At 45.9% G+C, this 25,338-nt stretch carries 21 protein-coding genes and 8 tRNA genes; 23 read left to right on the top strand and 6 right to left on the bottom strand.

The window, feature by feature from the left end:
- Positions 1–116: 116 nt before the first annotated feature.
- The 3 genes from FKN08_RS17155 to rsgA form a co-directional block, all read right to left on the bottom strand.
- Complete coding sequence (locus tag FKN08_RS17155; protein WP_170892581.1) at positions 117–1,532, bottom strand: SLC13 family permease; 1,416 nt, start codon at positions 1,530–1,532, stop codon at positions 117–119.
- A 167-nt stretch (positions 1,533–1,699) separates the two neighbouring features.
- Entirely contained in the window at positions 1,700–2,557 is an 858-nt protein-coding gene (gene asd, locus FKN08_RS17150) for an archaetidylserine decarboxylase (protein ID WP_005395389.1), read from the bottom strand.
- 116 nt (positions 2,558–2,673) lie between these two features.
- Positions 2,674–3,738, bottom strand: a complete 1,065-nt coding sequence (gene rsgA / locus FKN08_RS17145; protein WP_065646956.1) for a small ribosomal subunit biogenesis GTPase RsgA — start codon at positions 3,736–3,738, stop codon at positions 2,674–2,676.
- Positions 3,739–3,865: 127 nt separating this feature from the next.
- Between rsgA and orn the strand changes: the two genes are divergently transcribed.
- From orn to FKN08_RS17100, 9 genes are all read left to right on the top strand, one after another.
- Positions 3,866–4,411 (top strand): oligoribonuclease, encoded by a 546-nt coding sequence (gene orn / locus FKN08_RS17140; protein ID WP_170892580.1) that lies wholly within the window; start codon positions 3,866–3,868, stop codon positions 4,409–4,411.
- 156 nt (positions 4,412–4,567) lie between these two features.
- Positions 4,568–4,643, top strand: a tRNA-Gly gene (locus tag FKN08_RS17135).
- Positions 4,644–4,685: 42 nt separating this feature from the next.
- Positions 4,686–4,762 (top strand) — tRNA-Met (locus tag FKN08_RS17130).
- Positions 4,763–4,792: 30 nt separating this feature from the next.
- Positions 4,793–4,868 (top strand) — tRNA-Gly (locus tag FKN08_RS17125).
- 42 nt (positions 4,869–4,910) lie between these two features.
- Positions 4,911–4,987, top strand: a tRNA-Met gene (locus FKN08_RS17120).
- A gap of 30 nt (positions 4,988–5,017) precedes the next feature.
- Positions 5,018–5,093 (top strand) — tRNA-Gly (locus FKN08_RS17115).
- 36 nt (positions 5,094–5,129) lie between these two features.
- Positions 5,130–5,205: transfer RNA gene (locus FKN08_RS17110), tRNA-Gly, on the top strand.
- Between the two features lie 35 nt (positions 5,206–5,240).
- Positions 5,241–5,316, top strand: a tRNA-Gly gene (locus FKN08_RS17105).
- Positions 5,317–5,375: 59 nt separating this feature from the next.
- Positions 5,376–5,452: transfer RNA gene (locus tag FKN08_RS17100), tRNA-Met, on the top strand.
- Positions 5,453–6,071: 619 nt separating this feature from the next.
- Here FKN08_RS17100 and queG read toward each other — a convergent pair.
- Positions 6,072–7,199, bottom strand: a complete 1,128-nt coding sequence (gene queG / locus FKN08_RS17095; RefSeq protein ID WP_085344839.1) for a tRNA epoxyqueuosine(34) reductase QueG — start codon at positions 7,197–7,199, stop codon at positions 6,072–6,074.
- A 277-nt stretch (positions 7,200–7,476) separates the two neighbouring features.
- Between queG and tsaE the strand changes: the two genes are divergently transcribed.
- The 8 genes from tsaE (at position 7,477) to hflC (ending at position 16,626) form a co-directional block, all read left to right on the top strand.
- A complete protein-coding gene (tsaE, locus tag FKN08_RS17090) occupies positions 7,477–7,941 on the top strand; it encodes a tRNA (adenosine(37)-N6)-threonylcarbamoyltransferase complex ATPase subunit type 1 TsaE (RefSeq protein ID WP_005395381.1) in 465 nt (154 codons plus the stop codon).
- A complete protein-coding gene (locus FKN08_RS17085) occupies positions 7,935–9,650 on the top strand; it encodes a LysM peptidoglycan-binding domain-containing protein (RefSeq protein ID WP_085344841.1) in 1,716 nt (571 codons plus the stop codon). The genes tsaE and FKN08_RS17085 overlap by 7 nt, the downstream gene beginning before the upstream one ends.
- An 18-nt stretch (positions 9,651–9,668) precedes the next feature.
- The gene (mutL, locus tag FKN08_RS17080) at positions 9,669–11,681 is read left to right on the top strand and encodes a DNA mismatch repair endonuclease MutL (protein ID WP_170892579.1); all 2,013 of its coding nucleotides are present in this window, start codon (positions 9,669–9,671) and stop codon (positions 11,679–11,681) included.
- On the top strand, positions 11,678–12,610 hold the full coding sequence (gene miaA / locus FKN08_RS17075; protein WP_005381378.1) for a tRNA (adenosine(37)-N6)-dimethylallyltransferase MiaA: 933 nt from the start codon (positions 11,678–11,680) through the stop codon (positions 12,608–12,610). The genes mutL and miaA overlap by 4 nt, the downstream gene beginning before the upstream one ends.
- Before the next feature lie 193 nt (positions 12,611–12,803).
- Positions 12,804–13,067 carry an RNA chaperone Hfq gene (hfq, locus tag FKN08_RS17070; RefSeq protein ID WP_005381379.1) on the top strand — a complete coding sequence of 88 codons (264 nt, stop codon included), beginning with the start codon at positions 12,804–12,806 and terminating at the stop codon, positions 13,065–13,067.
- Positions 13,068–13,105: 38 nt separating this feature from the next.
- On the top strand, positions 13,106–14,395 hold the full coding sequence (gene hflX, locus FKN08_RS17065; protein ID WP_005381380.1) for a ribosome rescue GTPase HflX: 1,290 nt from the start codon (positions 13,106–13,108) through the stop codon (positions 14,393–14,395).
- A 45-nt stretch (positions 14,396–14,440) separates the two neighbouring features.
- Positions 14,441–15,643 carry an FtsH protease activity modulator HflK gene (gene hflK, locus FKN08_RS17060; RefSeq protein WP_047010425.1) on the top strand — a complete coding sequence of 401 codons (1,203 nt, stop codon included), beginning with the start codon at positions 14,441–14,443 and terminating at the stop codon, positions 15,641–15,643.
- Between the two features lie 2 nt (positions 15,644–15,645).
- Positions 15,646–16,626: a protease modulator HflC gene (gene hflC, locus FKN08_RS17055; protein ID WP_005395373.1), complete on the top strand. Its 981-nt coding sequence runs from the start codon at positions 15,646–15,648 to the stop codon at positions 16,624–16,626.
- Between the two features lie 62 nt (positions 16,627–16,688).
- On the opposite strand, the gene FKN08_RS17050 is transcribed toward hflC, so the two are convergent.
- Positions 16,689–16,874, bottom strand: a complete 186-nt coding sequence (locus FKN08_RS17050) for a DUF2065 domain-containing protein (RefSeq protein WP_005381383.1) — start codon at positions 16,872–16,874, stop codon at positions 16,689–16,691.
- A 172-nt stretch (positions 16,875–17,046) separates the two neighbouring features.
- Between FKN08_RS17050 and FKN08_RS17045 the strand changes: the two genes are divergently transcribed.
- On the top strand, positions 17,047–18,363 hold the full coding sequence (locus tag FKN08_RS17045) for an adenylosuccinate synthase (RefSeq protein ID WP_047010424.1): 1,317 nt from the start codon (positions 17,047–17,049) through the stop codon (positions 18,361–18,363).
- Between the two features lie 219 nt (positions 18,364–18,582).
- Positions 18,583–19,218, top strand: a complete 636-nt coding sequence (locus FKN08_RS17040) for a tetratricopeptide repeat protein (protein ID WP_005387944.1) — start codon at positions 18,583–18,585, stop codon at positions 19,216–19,218.
- A gap of 83 nt (positions 19,219–19,301) precedes the next feature.
- Here FKN08_RS17040 and hmpA read toward each other — a convergent pair whose 3' ends face one another.
- Positions 19,302–20,486 (bottom strand): NO-inducible flavohemoprotein, encoded by a 1,185-nt coding sequence (hmpA, locus tag FKN08_RS17035; RefSeq protein ID WP_047010423.1) that lies wholly within the window; start codon positions 20,484–20,486, stop codon positions 19,302–19,304.
- A gap of 157 nt (positions 20,487–20,643) precedes the next feature.
- Between hmpA and nsrR the strand changes: the two genes are divergently transcribed.
- The 4 genes from nsrR (at position 20,644) to FKN08_RS17015 (ending at position 25,292) form a co-directional block, all read left to right on the top strand.
- Positions 20,644–21,069, top strand: coding sequence for a nitric oxide-sensing transcriptional repressor NsrR (gene nsrR / locus FKN08_RS17030; protein ID WP_005387939.1), 426 nt, complete (start codon positions 20,644–20,646; stop codon positions 21,067–21,069).
- A gap of 115 nt (positions 21,070–21,184) precedes the next feature.
- Entirely contained in the window at positions 21,185–23,689 is a 2,505-nt protein-coding gene (gene rnr / locus FKN08_RS17025; protein WP_047010422.1) for a ribonuclease R, read from the top strand.
- Between the two features lie 70 nt (positions 23,690–23,759).
- Positions 23,760–24,506 carry a 23S rRNA (guanosine(2251)-2'-O)-methyltransferase RlmB gene (rlmB, locus tag FKN08_RS17020; protein ID WP_005395369.1) on the top strand — a complete coding sequence of 249 codons (747 nt, stop codon included), beginning with the start codon at positions 23,760–23,762 and terminating at the stop codon, positions 24,504–24,506.
- A gap of 99 nt (positions 24,507–24,605) precedes the next feature.
- The gene (locus FKN08_RS17015) at positions 24,606–25,292 is read left to right on the top strand and encodes a phosphoglycolate phosphatase (protein ID WP_047010421.1); all 687 of its coding nucleotides are present in this window, start codon (positions 24,606–24,608) and stop codon (positions 25,290–25,292) included.
- Positions 25,293–25,338: the final 46 nt, after the last annotated feature.

Below are 25,338 nucleotides of genomic sequence, written 5' to 3'. Positions count from 1 at the left end.
TGTAGATTTGAGGAGTCTTAATATGCACGAAATTTAATGGATGTAAAAGCTGCTCTGTGAGGGTAATAGCTGGCGAACAGCTCCATGACAACAAGCTCTGTCACGGAGCTTATCGATTAAAACAGCACCAGAACTGCGCCATACACGATAAATAGACCAATCAAACCAAGAATTAGCCCCACTTTCGCCATGTCTTTGCTCTCGATTAGGCCTGTTGAATAAGCCAAAGAGTTTGGTGGCGTGGAAACCGGTAAGATCATGCCAAGTGATGCGGAGAATGCGACGACAACCAGTAAACCTTGTAGGCCACCAACCGCAATAAGGCTTGGCATGGATGTACCAATAGCGGCAGCAATAGGCATTAATAAGTTTGCCGTTGCGGTATTAGACATAAAGTTCGCCATTAACCAACATACTACCGATAGGGCAAAGACAACGGCAAATGGTGATAGTAAGCTGTAATCAATGGCGTGTGCCAATGCTTCGGCTAAACCCGTTTTGTCTAAGGCAATACCAATTGCGATACCACCAGCAACCAGCCATAGCACGTCCCAGTTAATCAGCTTGAGTTCTTCTTTTCCCATAATGCCCGTTAAGGTGAACACCGCAAGCGGGATAATCGCAACAACATACGTGTTCATGCCGTGCACTTTTGTCGTCATCCAAAGCACAATGGTTAGTGCAAAAGTGATGTAGACGACGATCGCGCGCCAGCTCTTTTTGAACGTACCATCCAGCTTTAGTTTCATTTCTGGTTCGCTGGACGGAAACAGCTTCTGCAACAAAAACCAAGCAACAGTGAGTTGTATCAGCACAAATGGTAGGCCCATTGTCATCCAGGATAAGAAGTCTATGGCGTTTTCTCCGGTGAGGTATTGGAGCGCTATTGCGTTAGGTGGCGTACCTATCGGAGTTGCAATGCCGCCAGTATTCGCGGCAATTGGAATGCACAGCACCAGCGCTTTAATCCCTAAATCCCCTTTAGGTGCAGAAGCGACGATTGGACCGAGCAGCGCCAACATCATGACCGTCGTGGCAGTGTTGGACATGAACATTGAAAAAACGGCGGTAATGAGCATCAAACCCAGCATGATGAACTTAGGTTGTGTGCCGAATGGTTTTAGTAGTACTCGGGCGAGATTGTTGTCGAGTTCGTATTTGGAAGCCGCGATGGCGAGGGCAAACCCACCCATAAAAAGAATAATGATCGGTGAAGAGAAGGCAGAGAAAATATCGGTGTAAGCAATTAACTCTCCCAAATCATGCCCCGCTGGTGGATTGCGAAATAGATGCAAACCTTTATCCGATATCATGATCAGTTCAAGAGCGATAATAAGAATGGACGTAGCAAAAACGGGGACCGGCTCAAGAACCCAAAGTAGGGCAGCAAGAAGAAAAATAGCCAACAGGCGATGCTGAATTAAAGTGAGATCATCAATAGGAATAGCATCAATCGGCATCATCAAAACACCGAGCGAAATTAAAAAGCACACCAGCAATTTCGCCAGCGTGTTTACACTCATCTTTGGCATTGGCTGCCCCTCTAAATATTCATCCTAAGCGCAGGATAATTGATTGTGGAATGAAGGTCTTAGAGGCAGGTATGAGTTTGAGAAATAGAGGCTAAATTTTGAACGGAATTTTGCTTTTTATCAATAAAAAGAGCCCTTGAGAAAGGGCTCTCTTAACGGGGGTTTGCTTATTTTTTCAAGGCGTAAGGTGTGCCCATTACGGTTGGCTTACCGTTTTCCATACTTGCGTCAAACTCAATCGCGTCTTTGGCAAACAGGTTAATAACAGTAGAACCCAGTTTGAAGCGGCCCATCTCTTCGCCTTTTTTCAAGATCACGGCCTTGTCACCCTCAGCTGGGTAATCCCATTTGTAGACAGTATTGCCACGAGGCGGAGTGATCGTGCCAGCCCACACTTGCTCAATGCTGCCAACAATTGTCGCACCAACAAGCACTTGTGCCATTGGACCAAACTCAGTGTCAAAGATACACACCACACGCTCGTTACGTGCGAATAGATTTGGAACGTTTTCTGCCGTAAGTGGGTTTACCGAGAACAGGTCACCAGGCACGTAAATCATTTGGCGCAGTGTGCCGTCACAAGGCATGTGTACACGATGGTAATCGCGCGGAGACAGGTACAGCGTGGCAAAAGATCCATCTTTAAATTCGTTTGCTAAATTCGCGTCACCGCCCAGCAGTTCTTGCGCTGAGAAGTGATGACCTTTTGCTTGGATAAGTTGACCATCTTCAATAGGGCCAAATTGGCTAACACAAGCGTCGGCTGGGTGAGTGATGACGTTTTCGCCTTCAGAAATTGGGCGTGCGCCCTCTTTTAGCTCACGAACGAAAAACTCGTTGAACGTTTTAAAATGCTTAGGATCTGAGTGCTTCGCCTCATCCATGTTCACATTGTATTGTTTGATAAACCAACGAATAACTGCTGTTGTTAGACCGCCAGCTTTTGCTGAAGCCAGTTTACCCATTAGGCGAGTGAGGCCGTGTTGTGGGATCCAGTACTGCAGTCCAACTTTAAACTTGTCCATCTTTAATTCCGATACTTCTGTTAGATTCGCGCTTTAGGGCGCGTGATGTTACTGAAATTTAATTTGCTTGTCAGTATTAGGTGAAGACTTTTTACACAGTTACAGTCTTAACTTAATTACAGATCGGCTTTCTTATTGCGTGAATACTGACGGTTTGCTTTGTTTTCAACCATGCTTTCCAAAATGCGATGGTAGTTTTCAAAGCGAGTTTCGTTGATTTCCCCTTTCTCAACAGCTTCACGTAGAAGGCAGCCAGGGTCGTCATTGTGCTTACAATCTCTGAACTTACAACCGCCTAAGTATGGTCGGAATTCAACGAATGCTTTCGTTACTTCTTCTGCTTCCAAATGCCAAAGCCCAAATTCACGCACTCCAGGCGAGTCGATCAAGTCGCCACCCGTCGGAATATGATACAAGCGCGCTGCTGTCGTGGTGTGTTGGCCTAAACCTGAGTTCTCGGAAACTTCGCCTTCTTCAACTTCGCTCTCTAGTTCCGGCATTAACGCGTTGACTAAGCTGGATTTCCCTACGCCTGATTGACCAACAAAGATATTAATTCGGTCACGCAGCAGGGTTTCTAGTTCAGCAATGCCTTCTCCAGACTTCTTGCTGACCAGAAGCACTTTATAGCCAATGCGTTCATATTCTTTGAGCCATTCTTCATACATTACACGATCATCGGCTTCTAGAAGATCGACTTTGTTTAAGACCAGCAATGGTGCGATATTCAGTGTTTCTGATGCTACGAGGTAACGGTCAATAATATTCAGTGATAGCTCGGGCAGTACCGAGGAGACAATGACCATTTGATCAATATTGGCAGCTACGGGCTTTAGGCCATCGTAGTAATCTGGACGAGTGAGCACTGAAGAACGAGGTTCTACCGCTTCAACAACGCCAGAAATGCCAGCCATAGACTCCAAGCCTTCGCGCCATAAAACTCGATCGCCAGATACTAAAGATTCGATACCACGGCGAAGGTTACAGCGTTGAATCTCGCCTGTTTCAAGGTCTTCAATATCCGCGTGCTGGCCAAAACGAGTGATCACGAGACCTTGTTTGCTTGCGCCTAGCATGTTTTCATCCCACTGGATGGACTCTTCTTGCTTTTTTAAACGCTTTTGTTGGTTGCTGCGTACGCGTCGCACTTGACCTTTGGTTAACTTTTTCTTCTTTGCCACAATTCTGTACTTTATGTGAATTTACTCAAATGGTTGAGCCGTGATCTTGGCTCTGCGTGAGTATCGTGTTTCCCGTATTTTGAGGTATAGTACCTCTTTTATCGATAAACAAATAGGCGGCGTAACCATGTCCTTTAGCGATCAAAACCTAATTTGGGTTGATTTAGAGATGACAGGGCTTGATCCTGAAACGCACAAAATCATTGAAATTGCTTCTATTGTCACGGATAGCGAGCTAAATATTTTGGCTGAAGGTCCAGTATTAGCGATTCATCAGCCGGAAGAAGAGCTAGCAAAAATGGACGATTGGTGCACCAATACGCATACGGCAAGCGGCTTGGTGGAACGCGTTCGCAACAGTAAAATCTTAGAACAAGATGCGGTCGCACAAACCATTGAATTCTTAGAAAAATGGGTGCCGAAAGGGGCGTCGCCAATATGTGGTAACAGCATTGGGCAGGATCGTCGCTTCTTGTACAAGCACATGCCGGAATTAGAAGAGTTCTTTCATTACCGATATGTTGACGTCAGCACTCTTAAAGAATTGGCGCGTCGTTGGCAACCTGAAGTATTAAATGGGTTCACAAAACAGGGAACACATTTGGCCTTGGACGACATTCGCGAGTCGATTGCAGAACTTAAGTACTATCGTGGTACTATTTTCAAGATTTAACTGTTAAGGTTGCGATCCAAATTGTTGTAATTTATATCGCTTTTGATTGCTTTTTCATCGTTCAGTAAAAAAATAAAGTTTTTTTGAAGGAAGGACTTGCATCACAAAAAAATGCTCTTATAATTCGCAGCCCTAAACAGCGGAAACGTTGTTGATGCGACACTAGCTCAGTTGGTAGAGCGCAACCTTGCCAAGGTTGAGGTCACGAGTTCGAACCTCGTGTGTCGCTCCAGTTTTATAGTTCTCACGGTACTTAACGGTGACACAATACGGACGCGGGGTGGAGCAGCTTGGTAGCTCGTCGGGCTCATAACCCGAAGGTCGTCGGTTCAAATCCGGCCCCCGCAACCAAATTCTATCAATAGCGACTGCTGTTGATATGCGACACTAGCTCAGTTGGTAGAGCGCAACCTTGCCAAGGTTGAGGTCACGAGTTCGAACCTCGTGTGTCGCTCCAGTTTCATAGTTCTCACGGTACTTAACGGTGACACAATACGGACGCGGGGTGGAGCAGCTTGGTAGCTCGTCGGGCTCATAACCCGAAGGTCGTCGGTTCAAATCCGGCCCCCGCAACCAAATTCCATTAATAGCGACTGCTGTTAATATGCGACACTAGCTCAGTTGGTAGAGCGCAACCTTGCCAAGGTTGAGGTCACGAGTTCGAACCTCGTGTGTCGCTCCAATATATAGCCCTCATCGTGCTTAACGGTGACGAAATGCGACACTAGCTCAGTTGGTAGAGCGCAACCTTGCCAAGGTTGAGGTCACGAGTTCGAACCTCGTGTGTCGCTCCAATATATAGCCCTCATCGTGCTTAACGGTGACAAAAGCGACACTAGCTCAGTTGGTAGAGCGCAACCTTGCCAAGGTTGAGGTCACGAGTTCGAACCTCGTGTGTCGCTCCAGTTTCTTTTTTATAAATGAAAGCAAAGCCTTCATCATCAACAACGATGAAGCACTCGGACGCGGGGTGGAGCAGCTTGGTAGCTCGTCGGGCTCATAACCCGAAGGTCGTCGGTTCAAATCCGGCCCCCGCAACCAAATACAAGACGATAGATTGAATGCTTATTTATTAGCACAATCCTAAGTCGTCGACGGATGCGCCGCTTGATTCAATTCCTGCTTCTCGCAACCAATCACATCGCTCTTTTCATAATGCTGCGAAGCATGAATCCCCAAAAACTAAATTTTATCCGCATCATATGATGTCGGACGATTTCGTTTGTGTTTAAAACACGATATGAATCGGCTGGCGTACAAGCATGATGAGGTTCTGCATGTTTTATCTACTTTAATTAACAGAGTTATCCACATACGTCGTTCTGTGGATAAGTTGGTTGATAAAGTGTTTTTAGCTTGACTTTTTGCGGTGGAGAAGAAAGATCTTTTCGCTGAAGGAAAGTCGAAATAATAACAAAATATTGATTAAGTCTTTGTTGTGTAAGGGAAAAATAAGTTTTTTGTCGGATCGGATACGTTAAAATACGATCATTAACTGGTATTTTTTTGATCCTAGTCATTTCTCCAAGCTGTGTTTAACTTTTTTCTGCTAGCTTGTTTTTCTTGAATCTCAAATTTTTTTCCACATTACAAAATTGAGAACAAGGTCATGAATTGAACATGTAAAAGTGCTTTCAATCTCTTGCATATAGACTACGCACTATGCGTCTCTTGGTAGCCCCTTCTCGACGATTCTTATTAAGCGCTGCTTTTTCGTCTCTGTAGATGCTTTATTCTCAATGGGGAGTTGATTTAGTTGCTCGGCCAAAGCCCATTTTATGTGTTCATCAAGTAATTTATTTTCACCTTGTCGACTTTCTAACGCATCAATGACTCGTTGACTGTATTCTGCATTACCAAGTGCGACAGCAATATTACGCAGCCACTGTATATGACCAATGCGACGAATAGCGGAGCCTTCCATATTTTTTAGAAAAGTCGCTTCATCCCAGTTAAACATGTCAACGAGATCCGGGTTTTTGAAACTATCGCGACGATGGAAATCACTCTGCTCCGTTATGTCGGCGTAGCGATTCCATGGACAAACCAATTGGCAGTCGTCACAGCCATAAATGCGGTTACCCATTGGCTTGCGAAACTCTTCAGGGATCACGCCATCGAACTCGATGGTGAGGTAAGAGATGCAGCGTCTAGCATCGACAACTTTGTCTTCAACGATGGCTTGTGTTGGGCATGAGGTAATACATGCTTTGCATTTACCGCACTGGTCAACGCTTGGCTCGTCAACGGGAAGTGGCAAGTCGATAAGTAACTCGCCTAAAAAGAACCACGAGCCACAGTCCTGATCTAAAATCAGGGAATGTTTCCCTGTCCAGCCTAAGCCTGCTTTTTGGGCGAGTGGTCGCTCCAATATTGGTGCGGAGTCGACGAAAGGTCGGTAACCATACTGACCAACTTCTTGTTCAATAAGTTTGCCAAGTTTATTCAGTTGTTTTCTGACGAGCTTGTGATAATCACGCCCTAATGCATAGCGACTAATATAGGCATGATTTTTATTTGCTAGGTTCGAAGCGAATTGTGCTTCTGGTGGTAGGTAGTCCATCCGAACGCTGATCACACGAACGGTTCCCGGGAGTAGCTCATTGGGTCTAGCTCGCATCATACCGTGACGAGCCATCCAGTCCATTGAGCCGTGATAGCCTGCATCGAGCCATTTTTGCAGGGCGGCTTCATGCTCACTCAGATCAATGTCGCAGATCCCAACTTTTTGGAAGCCGAGCTCTTTTCCCCAAATTTTGATTTGCTGTGCGAGTTGTTCGTAGTTCATGCTAACCACCGGAATAAAGGGGGGGCGGATCTTAACGGATCTCTGGCTTTGGTGCTACCCAGTTAGGGACGTTTTTGATGCTGTGAATACTGCTTATTGAAGTCATTTGCATATATTCTAAATCTAGGTCGATACTAAGGTGATTAAGATACCGTTCCTTGGATACTTTTTTCGCACATATGACATTTGAAAGCTTGTCTCTCAAAACCAACACGGTTTACTATTCCTGTTCTTTTGATTTTTATATAGTCAACGATCATTAGTTAGAGAAGCATCAATGAGCACGAAACAATTCAATTTAAAAGATGAGCACGAAACGGTTGCACTAGGTACCGCTCTGGCTCACCTTTGTTCGCAACAAACCACAATTTATCTGCATGGTGATTTGGGTGCAGGTAAAACAACCTTTAGTCGTGGTTTTGTCCGTGCTCTTGGCCATCAAGGTAACGTGAAAAGCCCAACTTATACTCTAGTCGAACCGTATCAGTTGGATCAGTGGCAAGTGTACCATTTCGATCTTTATCGTCTTGCGGATCCTGAAGAGCTTGAGTTCATGGGGATTCGAGATTACTTCACAGATGATGCAATTTGCTTGGTTGAATGGCCTGAAAAAGGGCATGGTTTGTTGCCACAACCGGATCTTGATGTGAACATTCGCTACCAAGGTGAGCAGCGTGTAGCCGAACTAACAGCTAATAATGATTATGGTGTGCAGTTACTCAGTCGATTGGAGCTATGTTGAGTTTTTCAAATTTTAGAGTAGTGGCGACGTTTGTCGCCACTTTTCTCCTTCTCATCCCCAATTTAGCATTTGCTAACGTCGTTAAGAGTTTTCGAGTTTGGCCTTCTCCTGATGAAACGCGTGTTGTCATCGATTTAGGCTCGGAAGCTGACTATTCCTATTTCTCTTTATCCGGACCGGATCGTCTTGTCGTGGATTTAAAAAGCACGACCATGCAGGCCAAACTGCCTGTTACTGTTACGGACAGCCCGGTTTTAAAGCTAGTTCGAAAAAGCTCTCCGCCAGAGAAGGGCACCTATCGTTTGGTGTTTGAACTGAAAAAGAGCGTTCAAGCGGAATTGTTTAAATTAAGCCCAACACCTGGCGGGCAATATGGTCACCGTTTAGTGATTGACCTGCCGCACGGTAAGAAAGCATCGACTTCAGCCTCTAAACCGAGCAAGCCAGCGGCGACCAGTAAAGACATGAGTTCAGTACAACGAGCTCAAGAAGTCTTGATCGTTATCGACCCTGGTCACGGTGGTGAAGATCCTGGCTCTATTGGCCCTTCACGCCGTAAGTACGAGAAAGACGCGGTATTGAGTATCTCAAGAAAAATTGCTGCTCAGCTCGATGCTACGCCTGGGATTAAAACGCGTATGACACGTACCGGAGATTACTTTGTGAATCTAAACCGTCGTGTAGCCATTGCCCGTGAAAATGATGCGCACTTACTGATTTCCATTCACGCTGATGCGTTTACCTCACCGAAGCCTCGCGGAGGTTCGGTTTTCGTACTGAATACCCGTCGTGCAAATACTGAAATTGCTCGCTGGGTTGAGAACCATGAGAAACAATCTGAAATATTAGGTGGTTCGGGTAATGCGTTCTTCACTAAGACCAAAGATCGTAACGTGAACCAAACTTTGTTGGACTTGCAGTTTAGTCATTCACAAAAAGAAGGGTATAAGCTGGCAACAGAAATCCTTGGTGAGATGGGGCGTGTTGCGCACCTGCATAACACCAAGCCGATTAATACTAGCCTTGCTGTTTTACGCTCTCCGCAGATTCCGTCTGTATTAGTGGAAACGGGCTTTATTTCTAACCCAACAGAAGAGCGGTTGCTGTTTCAACGAGCGCACCAAGATAAGTTAGCTCAGGCGATCACCAAGGCGGTCGTTAAGTACTTAAAAGATAATCCACCAGAGGGTACGGTATTCTCGCCTTCAGCGAAGCCAATGGTGCATACCGTAAAACGTGGCGAGTCGTTATCGGTGATTGCGAATAAATATGGGCTTAGCTCTAAAGCGCTGATGTCGGCAAACAACTTGAAGTCGACTGGGTTGGCAATTGGTCAGAAGCTCAAAATCCCTTCTGCTGGCACGATTAAAGTGCCAAGTAAACCGATTACTGTTGAGACAGAAACCATTATTCACAAGGTTAAGTCAGGTGAGTTCTTAGGTAAGATCGCGAGTCACTATAAAGTGAAGGTTTCAGATATCCGCCGTGAGAACAACTTGAAGTCAGATACCTTGTGGGTAGGACAAAAGTTGAAGATAACCGTCGCTGTCAAAGATAAGCCGATCCGTAAGCACAAAGTTTCTCGAGGTGAATACCTTGGTAAAATAGCGTCCAAATACGGAGTCAGCGTTTCGAGCATTCGTAAAGCGAACAACTTACGCTCTGATCAGCTGGCGGTTGGGCAAGTTCTTATCATTCCAAACAAGTAGGTGAGCTTTTAACTCATTATGACGATTAAAATTTTGCCAGCTAGACTTGCAAACCAAATCGCCGCAGGGGAAGTGGTCGAAAGACCCGCCTCTGTGATTAAAGAACTGGTTGAAAATAGTCTTGATTCTGGCGCAACTCGAATCGATATCGATATCGAGAAAGGAGGCGCAAAGCTGATTCGTGTTCGTGATAACGGCAAAGGTATCGCGAAAGATGAACTCGGCTTAGCGCTCAGTCGTCATGCGACATCTAAGATACATACCTTAGATGATCTCGAAGCCATTATGAGTCTAGGTTTTCGCGGTGAAGCGTTAGCCAGTATTAGCTCAGTCTCGCGTTTGACGCTCACGTCGCGTCCTGCGGCACAAGAAGAAGCCTGGAGTGCCTACTCCGAAGGGCGTGATATGCAGGTGAAGCTTAAGCCAGCAGCGCACCCGATTGGCACAACTGTTGAGGTGTTGGATTTATTTTTTAATACTCCAGCGCGTCGCAAATTTCTTCGTACGGAGAAAACCGAATTTGCTCATATTGATGAGTTATTGAAACGCATTGCGTTAAGTCGCTTTGATGTCACCATTAGTGTGCGTCATAACGGCAAGATCATCCGTCAATATCGCGCGGCGAAAAATCAGCTTCAAACCGAAAAACGTATTGCAGCTATCTGCGGTAATGCGTTTGTGCGGCATATGCTTAGAATCGAGCTTGAGCATCAAGGGTTAAAGCTACATGGGTGGATTACCACACCAGAGGGAGCAAGGCAGCAAAGCGATTTACAATATTGCTATGTGAATGGCCGAATGATGCGTGACAAATTAATCAATCACGCGATTCGTCAAAGCTATGAAATGAGCTTAAAGCCAGATCAGTTCGCTGCCTATGTGCTCTTTATTGAGTTAGACCCACACCAAGTGGATGTGAATGTCCACCCTGCTAAGCATGAAGTGCGCTTTCACCAAGCTCGCTTAGTGCATGATTTCATCTATCAAGCTTTGGCGGATGCACTTGCGCAAAGCGCCGTGATTGATAAACCACAGGTTAATGAATCGGCATTTCATCGTGTCGAACCGACTGAGTCCGGAGAGGTTGAGCATTCGCCTGAGCCTGAAAAAGTGCAAAGGCCAGCATCTTCAGCAGTTCCAGAGCGTGTTTATCAAGCGATAGAAAGTGCACCGGCTTATCCTGGACGCAGTGATTATGAAGTGAAGCCTCGTAATAGCGGTCCTAGTGAAACCTCCGTGCGAGAGGCGCGCGTAGTTGAGTCATTCAAACGTAATGATTGGGTGGAATCCAAACCCGCACCAAAGCCGAATCACAATAAAGAGCGCCATGTTGAGCCAGCACCAAGCAAGCAAGAAGTGCGCGCTTATCACGAGTTGTTAAAAACGCCAGAGTTTGAGTCTCAACCCGTAACGCCGATAGAGCCCCAAAAGGCAACTTCGAATGCATCACTTCCATCGATTAATGCATTAGGCAAAGCGCTAGTGATGGTCGATGAGCAATTTGTTTTGATGAGCAGTGACAGTGGGGCGGCGTTAGTCTCGTTACCTAGAGCGGAATTTTATCGTGTAAAAGGGCAGCTCACTCCAAGCGATGGCGCGCTTAAAGCACAGCCTCTACTCGTTCCTCTATCTATTAAGTTAGAGGCCGAGTTAGTGAAGCTGGCTCAAGATTATCAACAAGATTTGGCGTTACTTGGCATTCAATTGAAAGCGAGAAATGAGCAAGCCTTAATGGTGATGGGCGTTCCCGCGCCGCTACGTCAACAAAACTTACAAAATCTAGTACCAGATCTGTTATCTTACGCGCAATCTTGTGTGAAGGAAGGTATAGCAACGGCTCAGATGCTGTCTGAGTTGATAGATTGGCTCGCATTGCAGGTCACGACAGTGAAGAGTCATTATACTTTTTCTGAAGCAATTCAAATTATTGCGGAACTTGAACAGCTAAGAGATGGTCAATTGCCATTAGAAGATACAAAATTTGTATCCGCTGTTGATTTCTCTGCCACGATAGCCAAATTAAAACCATGACAGATAAACTACCTTTGGCGCTATTTTTAATGGGGCCAACTGCATCAGGCAAAACTGAGTTGGCGATTCGTCTTCGTCAAAAGTTCCCGATTGAGATCATCAGTGTTGATTCTGCTTTGATCTATAAAGGGATGGATATCGGTACGGCGAAACCGGATGAAAAAGAGTTAAGTTTAGCGCCTCATCGCTTGATTGATATTTTGGATCCGAGCGAATCTTACTCTGTAGCCGACTTTCGTCGTGATGCATTGAAAGCGATGGATGATATTGTTGCAGAAGGAAAAATTCCACTCTTAGTGGGTGGGACAATGCTGTATTATAAGGCGCTACTTGAAGGTTTATCCCCACTTCCTGCTGCAAATCCTGAAATTCGTCAGCAAATTGAACAAGAAGCATTGACTAAAGGTTGGTCAGTGTTGCACGATGAACTCAAAGAGGTTGATCCTGTGTCAGCAGCGAGAATCCATCCCAATGATCCCCAACGTTTATCTCGGGCATTGGAAGTTTTTCGTATTTCAGGTAAAACTTTGACTGAATTGACTCAAACGAAAGGTGAAAGCCTGCCATACCGAGTCAAGCAGTTTGCAATAGCTCCCAAGGATAGGGCAGAACTTCACCGTCGAATTGAACTTCGTTTCGAAAAGATGATGGAAGCGGGCTTTGAAGAAGAAATGAAAGCGCTACATTCGCGAAAAGATCTTCACCCCGATCTTCCTTCCATACGATGCGTCGGTTACCGACAGATGTGGGAGTATTTAGATGGGGAGTGTACACGTGACGAAGCAGTATTTCGTGGCGTATGCGCGACTCGTCAATTGGCCAAGCGTCAAATCACCTGGTTACGCAGCTGGGATGACTTAACTTGGTTGGATAGCGAGAACATTGAACAGGCATTAGAAACGATGTCGGAAGCAATAGCATCTGATTGACATAGCTGTGTATAATGTGATCGTTTTTGCGTGAACGCACTCTCAAAGGATCTGTTGTTGGCGGTTTTTATACTATGCTGCTAATTACTTAGAGTGCATTTTTGATTCGTTTAGCTCAGATGCAAAAGCAGTATCTTTTGCATTGCACCACTAGCTAAATAATTACAACTACAAATTAAATAAGGAAAATAAAATGGCTAAGGGGCAATCTCTACAAGACCCATTTCTAAACGCTCTACGTCGTGAGCGTATCCCGGTATCTATCTACCTTGTGAATGGTATTAAACTACAAGGTCAGATCGAATCGTTCGATCAATTTGTGATCCTGCTGAAGAATACTGTTAACCAAATGGTGTACAAGCACGCGATCTCAACAGTTGTGCCGGCTCGTCCAGTGAGCCATCACAGCGGTGAACGTCCACAAGGTGAGCGTCCACAAGAGAAATCAGAAGATTAATTCTTCATCGAGTATTTTTAAAATAAGGAGTTGATTGCTTGTTTGACCGTTATGAATCCGGTGAGCGAGCCGTACTTGTTCATATCAACTTCACGCAAGAAGGTGAATGGGAAGATCTGGCTGAGTTCGAAATGCTGGTTTCTTCTGCTGGGGTAGAGGCGCTACAAGTGGTAACTGGTAGTCGTCAATCCCCACACCCGAAATACTATGTCGGAGAGGGTAAGGCCCAAGAGATTGCTACTGCGGTACAGTCGACAGGTGCCGAAATTGTGATTTTTAATCACGCCCTCTCTCCTGCCCAAGAACGTAACCTCGAAGCACTGTGCCAATGTCGAGTTCTCGACCGCACTGGTCTTATTCTCGATATCTTTGCTCAACGAGCTCGAACACACGAAGGTAAGCTACAGGTAGAGCTGGCCCAACTTCGTCATATCTCTACTCGTTTGATTCGTGGTTGGACGCACCTTGAAAGGCAGAAAGGGGGGATCGGTTTACGTGGCCCGGGTGAAACCCAGCTGGAAACCGACCGTCGCTTATTGCGTGACAGAATCAAAGCCATCCTGCGACGCTTAGACAAAGTAGCGAAGCAGCGTGAACAAGGGCGCCGCGCCCGAAATCGAGCTGAAATCCCAACGGTTTCACTCGTGGGTTACACCAACGCGGGTAAGTCGACACTCTTCAACCGTATTACAGAAGCTGGCGTGTATGCCGCTGATCAACTATTTGCTACTTTGGACCCGACTTTACGTAAGATAGAGTTAGCAGATGTTGGGCCTGCCATTTTGGCTGACACGGTTGGTTTTATTCGACATTTGCCTCATGACTTGGTTGCGGCCTTCAAGGCAACCTTGCAGGAAACGCAAGAAGCTGACATTTTGTTACATGTTGTTGATGCCAGTGATGAGCGTTTTCGTGAGAATATTCAAGCTGTTCATGAAGTACTAGAAGAGATCGACGCACATGAAGTGCCGACTCTGGTTGTCATGAACAAAATCGACAATCTAGATTCGCAGAAACCACGTATAGAACGAGACGAGGAAGGCGTACCTCGCGCAGTTTGGGTTTCAGCAATGGATGGGTTGGGCATTGATGTCCTGTTTGAGGCACTGACGGAACGTCTGGCGTCACAAATGGTCGAGCATCAGTTGCGAATTCCTCCACAGTATCAAGGACGATTCCGTAGTACCTTCTTCCAAATGAAGTGTATTCAACGTGAGGAATATGACCAGGATGGTAACTTGTTGATCGATATTCGAATGCAGCAAGTAGATTGGTCTAGACTTGAAAAAAGAGAAGGGGCAGTTTTGACTGGCTTTATAGTCACTTAAAGGACTGCTACAGTATAACGTCATATCAAATGATGGAGCTTTCTAATGGCGTGGAATGAGCCTGGAAATAACAACGGCAACAATGGCCGCGATAATGACCCTTGGGGTAATAATAATCGTGGTGGCCAGCGTCCTGGTGGCCGAGATCAAGGTCCGCCAGATTTAGATGAAGTGTTCAATAAACTGAGTCAAAAACTGGGTGGCAAGTTTGGTAAAAAAGGCGGCGGTGGTTCTCCAATCGGCGGTGGTGGTAGTGCAATTGGCTTTGGCGTGATTGCTCTTATTGCTGTTGCAGTTTGGTTCTTCGCTGGTTTTTACACCATCGGTGAAGCAGAGCGTGGTGTTGTGCTGCGTTTAGGTAAATACGATCGTATCGTAGACCCAGGCCTTAACTGGCGCCCTCGTTTTATTGATGAATACGAAGCGGTAAACGTACAAGCAATTCGTTCACTACGTGCATCTGGTCTAATGCTGACTAAAGATGAAAACGTTGTAACAGTTGCGATGGATGTTCAGTACCGAGTGACTGACCCGTACAAATACTTGTACCGTGTAACCAATGCGGACGATAGCTTGCGTCAAGCAACGGATTCTGCACTACGTGCGGTAATTGGTGACTCATTGATGGATAGCATTCTAACCAGTGGTCGTCAGCAAATTCGTCAAACTACGCAAGAAACACTGAACCAAATCATTGATAGCTATGATATGGGCCTGGTACTTGTTGACGTAAACTTCCAGTCTGCGCGTCCACCAGAGCAAGTGAAAGATGCGTTTGATGATGCAATCGCAGCTCGTGAGGATGAAGAGCGTTTCATCCGTGAAGCTGAAGCATACAAGAACGAAATCTTGCCGAAGGCAACGGGTCGTGCTGAACGTTTGAAGAAAGAAGCACAAGGTTACAATGAACGTGTCACTAACGAGGCTCTTGGTCAGGTAGCACAGTTCGAAAAACTACTACCAGAATACCAAGCGGCACCAGGTGTAACGCGTGACCGTCTGTACATTGACGCAATGGAAGAAGTGTACTCAAGCACTTCGAAAGTGTTGATTGACTCGGAATCAAGCGGCAATCTTCTGTACCTTCCAATCGATAAGTTGGCGGGCCAAGAAGGTCAGGCAGACACAAAACGTAAATCGAAGTCATCTTCAACCTACGATCAAATTCAACTGGAGTCTGAGCGTACACAAGAAGACACTTCGAACACGCAGTCTCGTTCAACAGGTTCACGTCAAGGGAGATACTAAGAATGCGTAAGTTAATGATCCCTGTATTGGTAATCGCATTGGCATTAATGTTGATGTCTTTGTTTGTGATTCCTGAAGGTGAGCGCGGTATCGTGGTTCGATTTGGTCGTGTTCTTAAAGACAACAACGACATCACTCGAATTTACGAGCCTGGTTTGCATTTCAAGATGCCTCTGTTTGACCGTGTGAAACAACTTGATGCACGTATCCAAACGATGGATGGCCGTGCAGACCGTTTCGTAACGTCTGAGAAAAAAGACGTTATTATTGATACCTACGTGAAGTGGCGTATTGAAGACTTTGGTCGTTACTACCTAGCGACAGGCGGTGGTAATTCGCTAACGGCGGAGGCACTACTTGAGCGTAAAGTAACAGATGTGCTTCGTTCTGAAATCGGTGCTCGTGAAATCAAACAGATTGTATCTGGTCCACGTAACGATGATGTACTACCAGAAGATGCAAGTGCAGATGTTGTCGCAACTGAAGCGGCGCGTGAAGCGCTTGAGATTGATGGTGAACGTGACCTAATTATGTCTGAAGTATTGAAAGACACGCGTGAAAGCGCGATGAAAGACTTGGGTGTTCGTGTTGTTGATTTCCGCATGAAGAAAATCAACCTGCCTGATGAAATCAGTGAGTCTATCTACCGTCGTATGCGTGCAGAGCGTGAGTCTGTAGCTCGTAAGCACCGTTCTCAAGGTCGTGAGAAAGCGGAAGTTATTCGTGCTCAAGCTGAACTAGAAGTGGCAACCATTCTAGCTGAAGCTGATAAGACTGCTCGTGTAACACGAGGTGAAGCGGATGCAGAAGCAGCGAAGATTTATGCTGAAGCATACAACAAAGACCCTGAATTCTTTAGCTTCCTACGTTCGCTACGTGCGTATGAGAAGTCCTTCAGCTCTAAGAGCGATATCCTGGTACTTGATCCGAAGAGTGAGTTCTTCCAATACATGAACCAGTCGAAGGGTGGCATGGAGAAATAATCTCAGCGTCAAATGAAACAAAAGGCTCCTTAGGGAGCCTTTTTTGTATCTGATGCGAAGTGCTAGCTCATCATTATGGCGATTACGGCTCCAGCAACTACTAGGCAGCCACCGATGCGTCGTAGCTGATTGTTGGGCTGTTCACTTAATTGAGCCACCATATTCCGCCAACCGTTTGGAGCAATGAGTGGTCCAATGCCTTCCACGATCAAGACGAGCCCAATCGCCAACCATATGGATTCAGACATACCGCTTTCCAGTCGAATAAAGAAAACTAAATACTATCAGTGATATGCTGATTTCAAAATGAGCAAAGCAGCAAGATGACATTCTGGTAGCAACTCTGTGAACAAAAAATGACTGCAAGAAGCGTGATTCGGTGCTAGAATCCATTTTTAACTAGCAATCAGACTTGGAAAGATGGGAAATAACGTAGTCGTTCTAGGCACCCAATGGGGTGACGAAGGTAAAGGTAAAATCGTAGACCTTTTAACTGAAGATGCAAAATACGTGGTACGCTACCAAGGCGGTCACAACGCAGGTCATACTCTCGTAATTGACGGTGAAAAAACCGTTCTTCACTTAATTCCATCAGGTATCCTTCGCGATAACGTAAAATGTGTTATCGGTAACGGTGTTGTACTATCACCTGAAGCTCTACTTAAAGAAATGAAACCTCTTGAAGAGCGCGGTATTCCAGTACGCGAGCGTCTTTTCATTTCTGAAGCATGTCCGCTAATTCTTCCTTACCACGTTGCAATGGACCAAGCTCGCGAAATCGCTCGCGGTAAAAAAGCTATCGGTACAACAGGTCGTGGTATCGGTCCAGCATACGAAGATAAAGTTGCTCGTCGCGGTCTACGCGTTGGCGACCTATTCGATATGGAATCGTTCGCTGAGAAGCTAAAAGAAGTCATGGAGTTCCATAACTTCCAACTCGTTAACTTCTACAAAGCTGAACCAGTAAGCTACGAAGCTGTGCTTGAAGAAGCAAAAGGCTACGCAGATCTACTTACTTCAATGGTTATCGACGTAACTGACGAACTAGACGCAGCACGTAAGCGCGGCGATAAGATCATGTTCGAAGGTGCACAAGGTACGCTACTTGATATCGACCACGGTACTTACCCATACGTAACGTCTTCTAACACGACTGCTGGTGGTGTTGCTGCAGGTTCAGGTTTTGGTCCTCGTCACATCGGTTACATCTTGGGTATCGCGAAAGCGTACTGTACTCGCGTTGGTGCAGGTCCATTCCCGACTGAACTATACGACGGTCTAGATAAGCAAGATCCAATTGGTAAGCATTTAGGTGAAGTTGGCCACGAGTTCGGTGCGACAACTGGTCGTCTACGTCGTACTGGTTGGTTCGATGCTGTTGCTATGCGTCGTGCAATCCAAATCAACTCTGTATCTGGTTTCTGTCTAACTAAACTAGACGTACTAGATGGTCTAGAAGAGCTAAAAATCTGTACTGGTTACAAGATGGAAGATGGCTCTGTGCTAGAAGTTTCTCCGATGGCTGCTGAAGCATTCGAAAAAGCGACGCCAATCTACGAAACTATGCCTGGTTGGTCTGAGAACACATTCGGTGCTAAAGCGCTAGAAGATCTACCACAAGCGGCTCTTAACTACATCAAGCGTATTGAAGAGCTAACAGGTGTGCCTGTAGATATCATTTCAACAGGTCCTGACCGTAACGAAACTATCATCAAGGTTCATCCATTCGAAGCTTAATTGATAGTCGTTAAAGATTGCAAAAGCCGACCTTCTGGTCGGCTTTTTTGTATCTGAACAAAAAACGGCAGTGATTCTCATATGGCAAATTTTTGCCGTTGAGTCTAAATCAGAGGCAAAAATTGTCTAAAGCTTAGCTGGTTTTTGCCGATAAGGTTATCAAGCAGAGGAGATCCTTCATCGATCTTTGGTTTCTTAGATACCTTAAAGAGTACGTTTATGAAGTTACGAACAGTGGCTGCTTCACTGTTATTGACCTTGGTAGCTACCACAGCGAAAGCCAATGTTGCTGATGTGGGGGCGCCAGTTCCTATCTACACCGAAGCAGAGCTGATAAAGCTTATTGAGCAAAATAAGCACTTACAACGTGTGCGCGCTGATAACTGCCAGCTGGTGGAGGATATCGTTGCTCGTGCGACTCGAATTAACTTACCCGCTTATGAATTTCTATACGGAGATATGTTGGCTTGGGGTGTGTGTGTTGAGCAAGATGTCGAACTGGGTCTTTACTACATCGAAAATGCAGCACATCAAGGATTACCTGCTGCGCTAGAGCAGATTGGTCGATACTATTCGCGTGGCACTTTAGTGCAGCAAGATAAAGAGCGAGCGATTCCTTACTTGCGAGAAGCCGCCTCAATGGGAAACCTAAATGCGCGTATTCATTTAGCCGAATTACTCCTGCGTGATTACGGCAGCCCACTTGATTACGAAGATGCGTATCGTTGGCTATATAACTCTGTCACAGCAGATAAGCGGCAGCATAAGCGCATCACTGTATTGAGAAATGGCCTCGAGCAGCGCATGCCACAAAACGTTATTGCTCGAGCTAAACGGCGAGATACCTTTTGGTAACGTCTTATCAAGGCAAACAACTTCATACAACAAAGCCCACATAATGTGGGCTTTGTTGTTTCCCGAAGAGTAATCTTGAGCGATTAAACGACTTTGTGTGGACCGAAGCATTCGTAATGGAATTGCTCTTGTGGTACGCCAAGTTCTAATAGTTGTTTCGCTACGTGCTGCATGAACCCGACAGGGCCACAGAAGTACACCTGCACGTTATCTTGCTTTAATGCGGCTTCAATTTCATACAGATTGACAAAACCCGTGAAGTGGAAGTCTTCACCTAGCTTGTCTTCTGCCGTTGGGTGGTTATACCAAACGAGCGCGTTCATGTTTTCTTTTTCTGCAACGAGCTGGTTCACGTGTTGCTTGAAAGCATGCTGTTGACCATTTTCTGTTGCATGAACCCAAGTTACAGGTGCTTGATGTGCTGAGAGACTTTCTAGCATGGACAGCGTTGGCGTAAGTCCTACACCTGCAGAAATTAGAACAACGGGTGTTTGTGGTTCGGCATCCATAAAGAAATCACCGGCAGGGGCGGCAAGCTGCACTTTTTCGCCAATGTTCAGGCTATCGTGCAGGAAGTTCGATACTTTTCCGCCTTCTTCACGTTTTACCGAGATACGGTAAGTGTTCTCTTGGACCGCAGAAGATAGGCTATATTGGCGAATTTCTTGGTTTTCTAACTGGTCACTGTTGATATAGATGCCAAGATATTGTCCCGGTTTATACGGTGCCACTTTTTGGCCATCGGTTGGCTTGAACACAAAGCTGCAAATGTGTTCGCTCTCAATCTTTTTATCGACTAATGCAAATTCGCGTAGACCGCGCCAGCCGCCTTCCAAAGCTTCATTTTGTTGGTAAATTTGTTCTTCGCGCTGAATAAATACATTCGCAAGTACGCCGTAAGCCTCAGCCCAAGCATCCAACACTTCCAGACCTGGATTAAACAACTCATCAATCGTCGCAAGTAGATGTTTACCAACGATTTGGTACTGATCTTCCGTGATCAAAAAGCTCGTGTGTTTATGCGCAATTTTTTCTACTGCGCCAAGTAGAGCTGGCAAATTTTCAATATTGGCAGCATAGGCGCAGATGGCGTTGAATAGCGCTTCACGCTGATCGCCGTTACGCTGGTTACTCATATTAAAAATATCTTTCAACTCTGGGTTATGAGTAAACATACGTTCATAAAAGTGCGCGGTCAGTTTTGGTCCCGTTTCGGCGATAAGTGGTGCGGTCGCTTTGACGATCTCGATGGTTTGATTGCTGAGCATATGGGCTTCCTACTTTAAGTTGTATTTATAATGCATGTTTAAAGTTGTATCTCAAATGTATCTTTCGATCAAGAAAAGATTTACACTTTTATCGATAGCTCAAGTTTGGCGTTTTAGTGTCACCAGCGAGTTATTGAGTCGCACTTTGGGAGAGAATATGCAGTTAACGAGCTTTACTGATTATGCGTTGAGAACCTTAATTTTCTTGGCTTCGTTGCCGGAAGATGAGTTAACTAATATCACTGAAGTGACGGATTTATTTGGTGTGTCACGTAACCATATGGTCAAAGTTATCAACCGTTTAGGGCAACTAGGTTATGTCCACACCGTGCGTGGAAAAAACGGTGGTATTCGGCTGATGAAACCTGCTTCTGAAATCACAGTAGGTGGTGTGGTGCGAGATTTAGAGCCGTTAGATTTGGTCAATTGCGGCGTAGATTTTTGCCATATTACTCCTGCCTGTCGTCTCAAAGATAAATTGGCAAAAGCAAAAAGTGCCTTTTTGGCGGAGCTGGATGATTGCACGATCGAATCCTTGCTGAGCGACAATTCTGAGTTGTTGATCTTACTGGCTCGTCCTTAACTCATTTGCACGTCTAGAGTCGATCTCGATCATTCTTTTTTCAAAGCAATTCTGTAGCTTATCGAGAGACTCAGATATACTAGCCATATACCTTCCTTGCTAGATAGGCGTGCCTATGTCAGACAATATTCCAAACGATCCTTTTGCAGATCGTGAATCCAAAAATTACGAAAATCCAATTCCAAGCCGAGAGTTTATCATCGAGTTTCTAGAGCAAGCGGGCGTTCCAATGAATCGCAATGACTTGTTTGAGGCACTAAAGCTTGAGGGCGAAGAGCAATACGAAGGGTTGCGTCGTCGGCTACGTGCGATGGAGCGAGATGGTCAACTGGTGTTTACCCGCCGTCAGTGCTACGCATTGCCTGAAAAACTTGAAATGGTGAAAGGTTACGTGATTGGTCATCGTGATGGCCACGGTTGGGTGCGTCCAGAAGGCAGCGTCGGCAAGGATGATGATATTCTGTTACCGCACCATCAAATGAAGAACATCATCCACGGTGACTTTGTTTTAGTGCAACCTACAGACAACAGCAAGCGCGGTCGTCGTGAAGGGCGCTTGGTTCGAGTGTTAGAGGAGCGTAATGATCAAATCGTCGGTCGTTTCTTCCTCGAATATGGTTATTCCTATGTTGTCCCTGATGACTCGCGTATCAGCCAAGATATTCTGATCCCAAATGAGCACAAAGCGGGTGCACGCATGGGTAACGTGGTCGTGATTGAAATTACTGATCGTGGCTCACGCTCACGTGGCATGATGGGTAAAGTTGTTGAAGTACTTGGTGAAAATATGGCACCAGGTATGGAAACGCAAATTGCGATTCGTACACACCAAATTCCTCACGAGTGGCCAGAGGCCGTCGATAAACAAATCGAAAACTTAGGCGAAGAAGTACCAGAAGAAGCCAAAGTTGGTCGTGTGGATCTACGTGAGTTACCACTTGTGACCATTGACGGCGAAGACGCACGAGACTTTGATGATGCTGTTTACTGTGAGAAGAACAAAGAAGGTGGTTGGCGTTTATGGGTAGCGATTGCTGACGTCAGTTACTACGTTCGCCCTGACTCTGCGCTGGATAAAGAAGCCATCAACCGTGGTAACTCGGTGTACTTCCCATCGCAAGTAGTGCCAATGCTACCGGAAGTGCTATCAAATGGTTTGTGTTCACTTAACCCACAAGTTGATCGCTTGTGTATGGTGTGCGAAATGACCATCTCAGAGACGGGTAAACTATCGGGCTACAAGCACTACGAAGCCGTGATGAACTCGCACGCTCGTCTCACATATAGCAAAGTGAGCGCGATTCTAGAAGGGGATGAGGAACTACGTGAGCGTTACCAGCCGCTTGTTTCTCATCTAGAAGAGCTGCATAAGATGTACAAAGTGCTGAAAGAGGCACGAGATCAACGCGGTGCAATCGAATTTGAAACCGTTGAAACCAAATTTATCTTCAATGCGGAACGTAAAATCGAAAGTATTGAGCCAGTTATTCGTAATGACGCGCACAAGATCATCGAAGAATGTATGATTTTAGCCAACATTGCTTCGGCATCGCTGGTAGAAAAAGCGAAAGAGCCTGCGCTCTATCGTATCCACGAATCTCCAGGTGAATTACGCCTGCAAGGTTTCCGTGACTTCTTAAGTGAACTTGGTCTTGAGCTAAAAGGTGGTTTAGAGCCTTCACCAACGGACTATGCTGATCTCGCACGTCAAATCTCTGGGCGTCAAGATCAAGAGTTGATTCAAACCATGCTGCTGCGCTCAATGAAGCAAGCGGTATACAACGCAGATAACGCGGGGCACTTTGGATTGGCACTGAAACGCTATGCGCACTTTACGTCGCCAATTCGTCGTTACCCTGACTTGTTACTTCACCGTGCAATCAAGTATCTGATTGCGAAAGAAGAAGGTCGTAATCAAGATCGCTGGACACCAACGGGTGGCTATCATTACTCGTTCGATGATATGGACTTTTACGGTGAACAATGTTCGATGACAGAGCGCCGTGCGGACGATGCAACACGTGATGTTGCGGATTGGTTGAAGTGTGAATACATGCAAGATCACGTCGGTGACGAACTAGACGGCGTGATTGCTAATGTCACTAGCTTTGGCTTCTTTGTACGTTTAACGGATTTGCACATCGATGGTTTGGTGCATATTTCTACCCTTGCGAACGACTACTATCAATTTGACCCGATTGGTCAACGACTTATTGGTGAAAGTTTCGGTAACATCTATCGCTTAGGTGATGCAGTAAAAGTAAAAGTACTGGCTGTTAACCTCGATGATAAGCAAATTGACTTTGAATTGGTCGAAACAAGTCGTAAGCTACGCGGTGAAGGTAAGACTGCGAAGAAACGCGCAGCGGAAGCAAAACGCAAAGCGAAAGATAAAAAACGCGCTGCGACTCGCTCTTCATCGAAAGAAGGTGGCGCGCCTCGCGCAGTTCCTGCGATAGAGCCAACTAAGCGTCCAGAAGAAACGGGCGCAGCGAGTAAGCGCAATGGCCCAAAACGTGATGACGCCGAAGGCAAAAAGAAGCCTAAAGTGAAAAAAGCACGTAAAAAAAAGCCACACAGTAAGCCGAAGAAAACCAAGCGCACTAAAAAAGAAGCGTAGTAGGCTGAAGCGCCAGCTCAGTTCAAACTCGGCTGGCGCAGGCAATACGACCCGAACAACAGGTTAAACAATGAGTAACGAATTTATCTACGGCATTCACGCAGTGAAAGCGGTATTGGAGCGCGAACCAGAGCGTTTTATCGAGGCATACGTTTTAAAAGGTCGTCAAGATGATCGCCTAATGCCAATCCTAAATGATCTTCAGGTTTGTGGTGTCTCTATTCAACAAATGACGCGTAAAACTCTGGATGATAAAGCGCGTGGTGCAAATCACCAAGGCATCATTGCTCGCGTAAAACCAGCAAAACAGCTGAACGAGAACGACATTGATGACATCTTAGCTCAGCATGAATCACCGCTACTGTTAGTGTTAGATGGTGTGACGGACCCGCACAACCTTGGTGCGTGTTTGCGTAACGCAGATGCGGCAGGCGCTGCGGCGATCATCGTACCGAAAGATCGTTCTGCACCAATGAATGCAACGGTAAGTAAAGTAGCATGTGGCGCTGCAGAGGTTGTGCCTTTGATTCGTGTAACCAACCTTGCACGTACAATGCGTACGCTACAGGAAAAAGGGATTTGGTTTGTGGGTACGGCTGGTGAAGCTACGCACGACATTTATCAAGCTAAGCTCACTGGTCCTCTTGCTATCGTGATGGGTGCTGAAGGTGATGGTATGCGTCGTCTTACTCGCGAAACCTGCGATGATTTAATTAAGATCCCTATGGCGGGCAGTGTATCAAGCTTGAACGTATCAGTGGCTTCTGGTATCTGTTTGTTTGAAGCGGTTCGTCAGCGTTTGGCTGCCCAAAAATAAGGCGAGCACACTAAGCGTCGCTGAGTGTGACACTGAGTGACATCAAGATTAAGCACACAGGATGGGGAACCATCCTGTGTTATTTTAGCTAGGGAATTTATGACCCAACAAGACATTAAATTGATTGCTTTTGATCTGGATGGAACACTGCTTGATAGCGTGCCAGATCTTGCCGTAGCGGCCGATCAAGCAGTGCAGGCGTTAGGCTATCCTTCTGTATCAGAAGAGCAGGTGCGTGATTACGTTGGTAATGGTGCTGATATATTGATTGGACGTGCATTAAGCCAAAGCATGACCATCAGCAGTGATTTGAGTGATGGGCTGCGTGCTAAAGCGCGTGAGCTGTTTGATGAATACTACAAGCAAAGCGGCCATAAGCTAAGTCACCTTTACCCAACAGTAAAAGAGACGCTTGAAGAGCTACACCAAGCTGGTTTTACGATGGCGATTGTGACGAACAAGCCCTCGAAATTCGTACCAGAAATTCTAGAGCAGCATGACATCGCCAAGTACTTCGTAGACGTATTAGGTGGTGACGCGTTTCCAGAGAAAAAACCAAACCCGGTGGCGCTGAACTGGCTAATGGAAAAGCACCAGGTAAAACCAGCAGAGATGCTGATGGTTGGGGATTCGAAAAACGATATCTTGGCGGCGAAAAATGCGGGTTGCGCTTCATTTGGTTTAACTTACGGTTATAACCACGGCGAGCCCATTTCAGCTTCGAACCCTGACGTAGTGGCGAACCGCCTCGCGGAATTACTGGAAGTCGTCGCTGTTTCTGCATAACGGCAACAAAAGATCTTCCAAAATACTTGTTAATGAGTACACTGAG

The organism is Vibrio sp. 1-2 (7-a), from assembly GCF_013048515.1.
GTDB classification, from domain to species: domain Bacteria; phylum Pseudomonadota; class Gammaproteobacteria; order Enterobacterales; family Vibrionaceae; genus Vibrio; species Vibrio diabolicus.
Note: the sequence above shows the minus strand (reverse complement) of the source record. Positions and strands in the feature narration are given on the sequence as shown.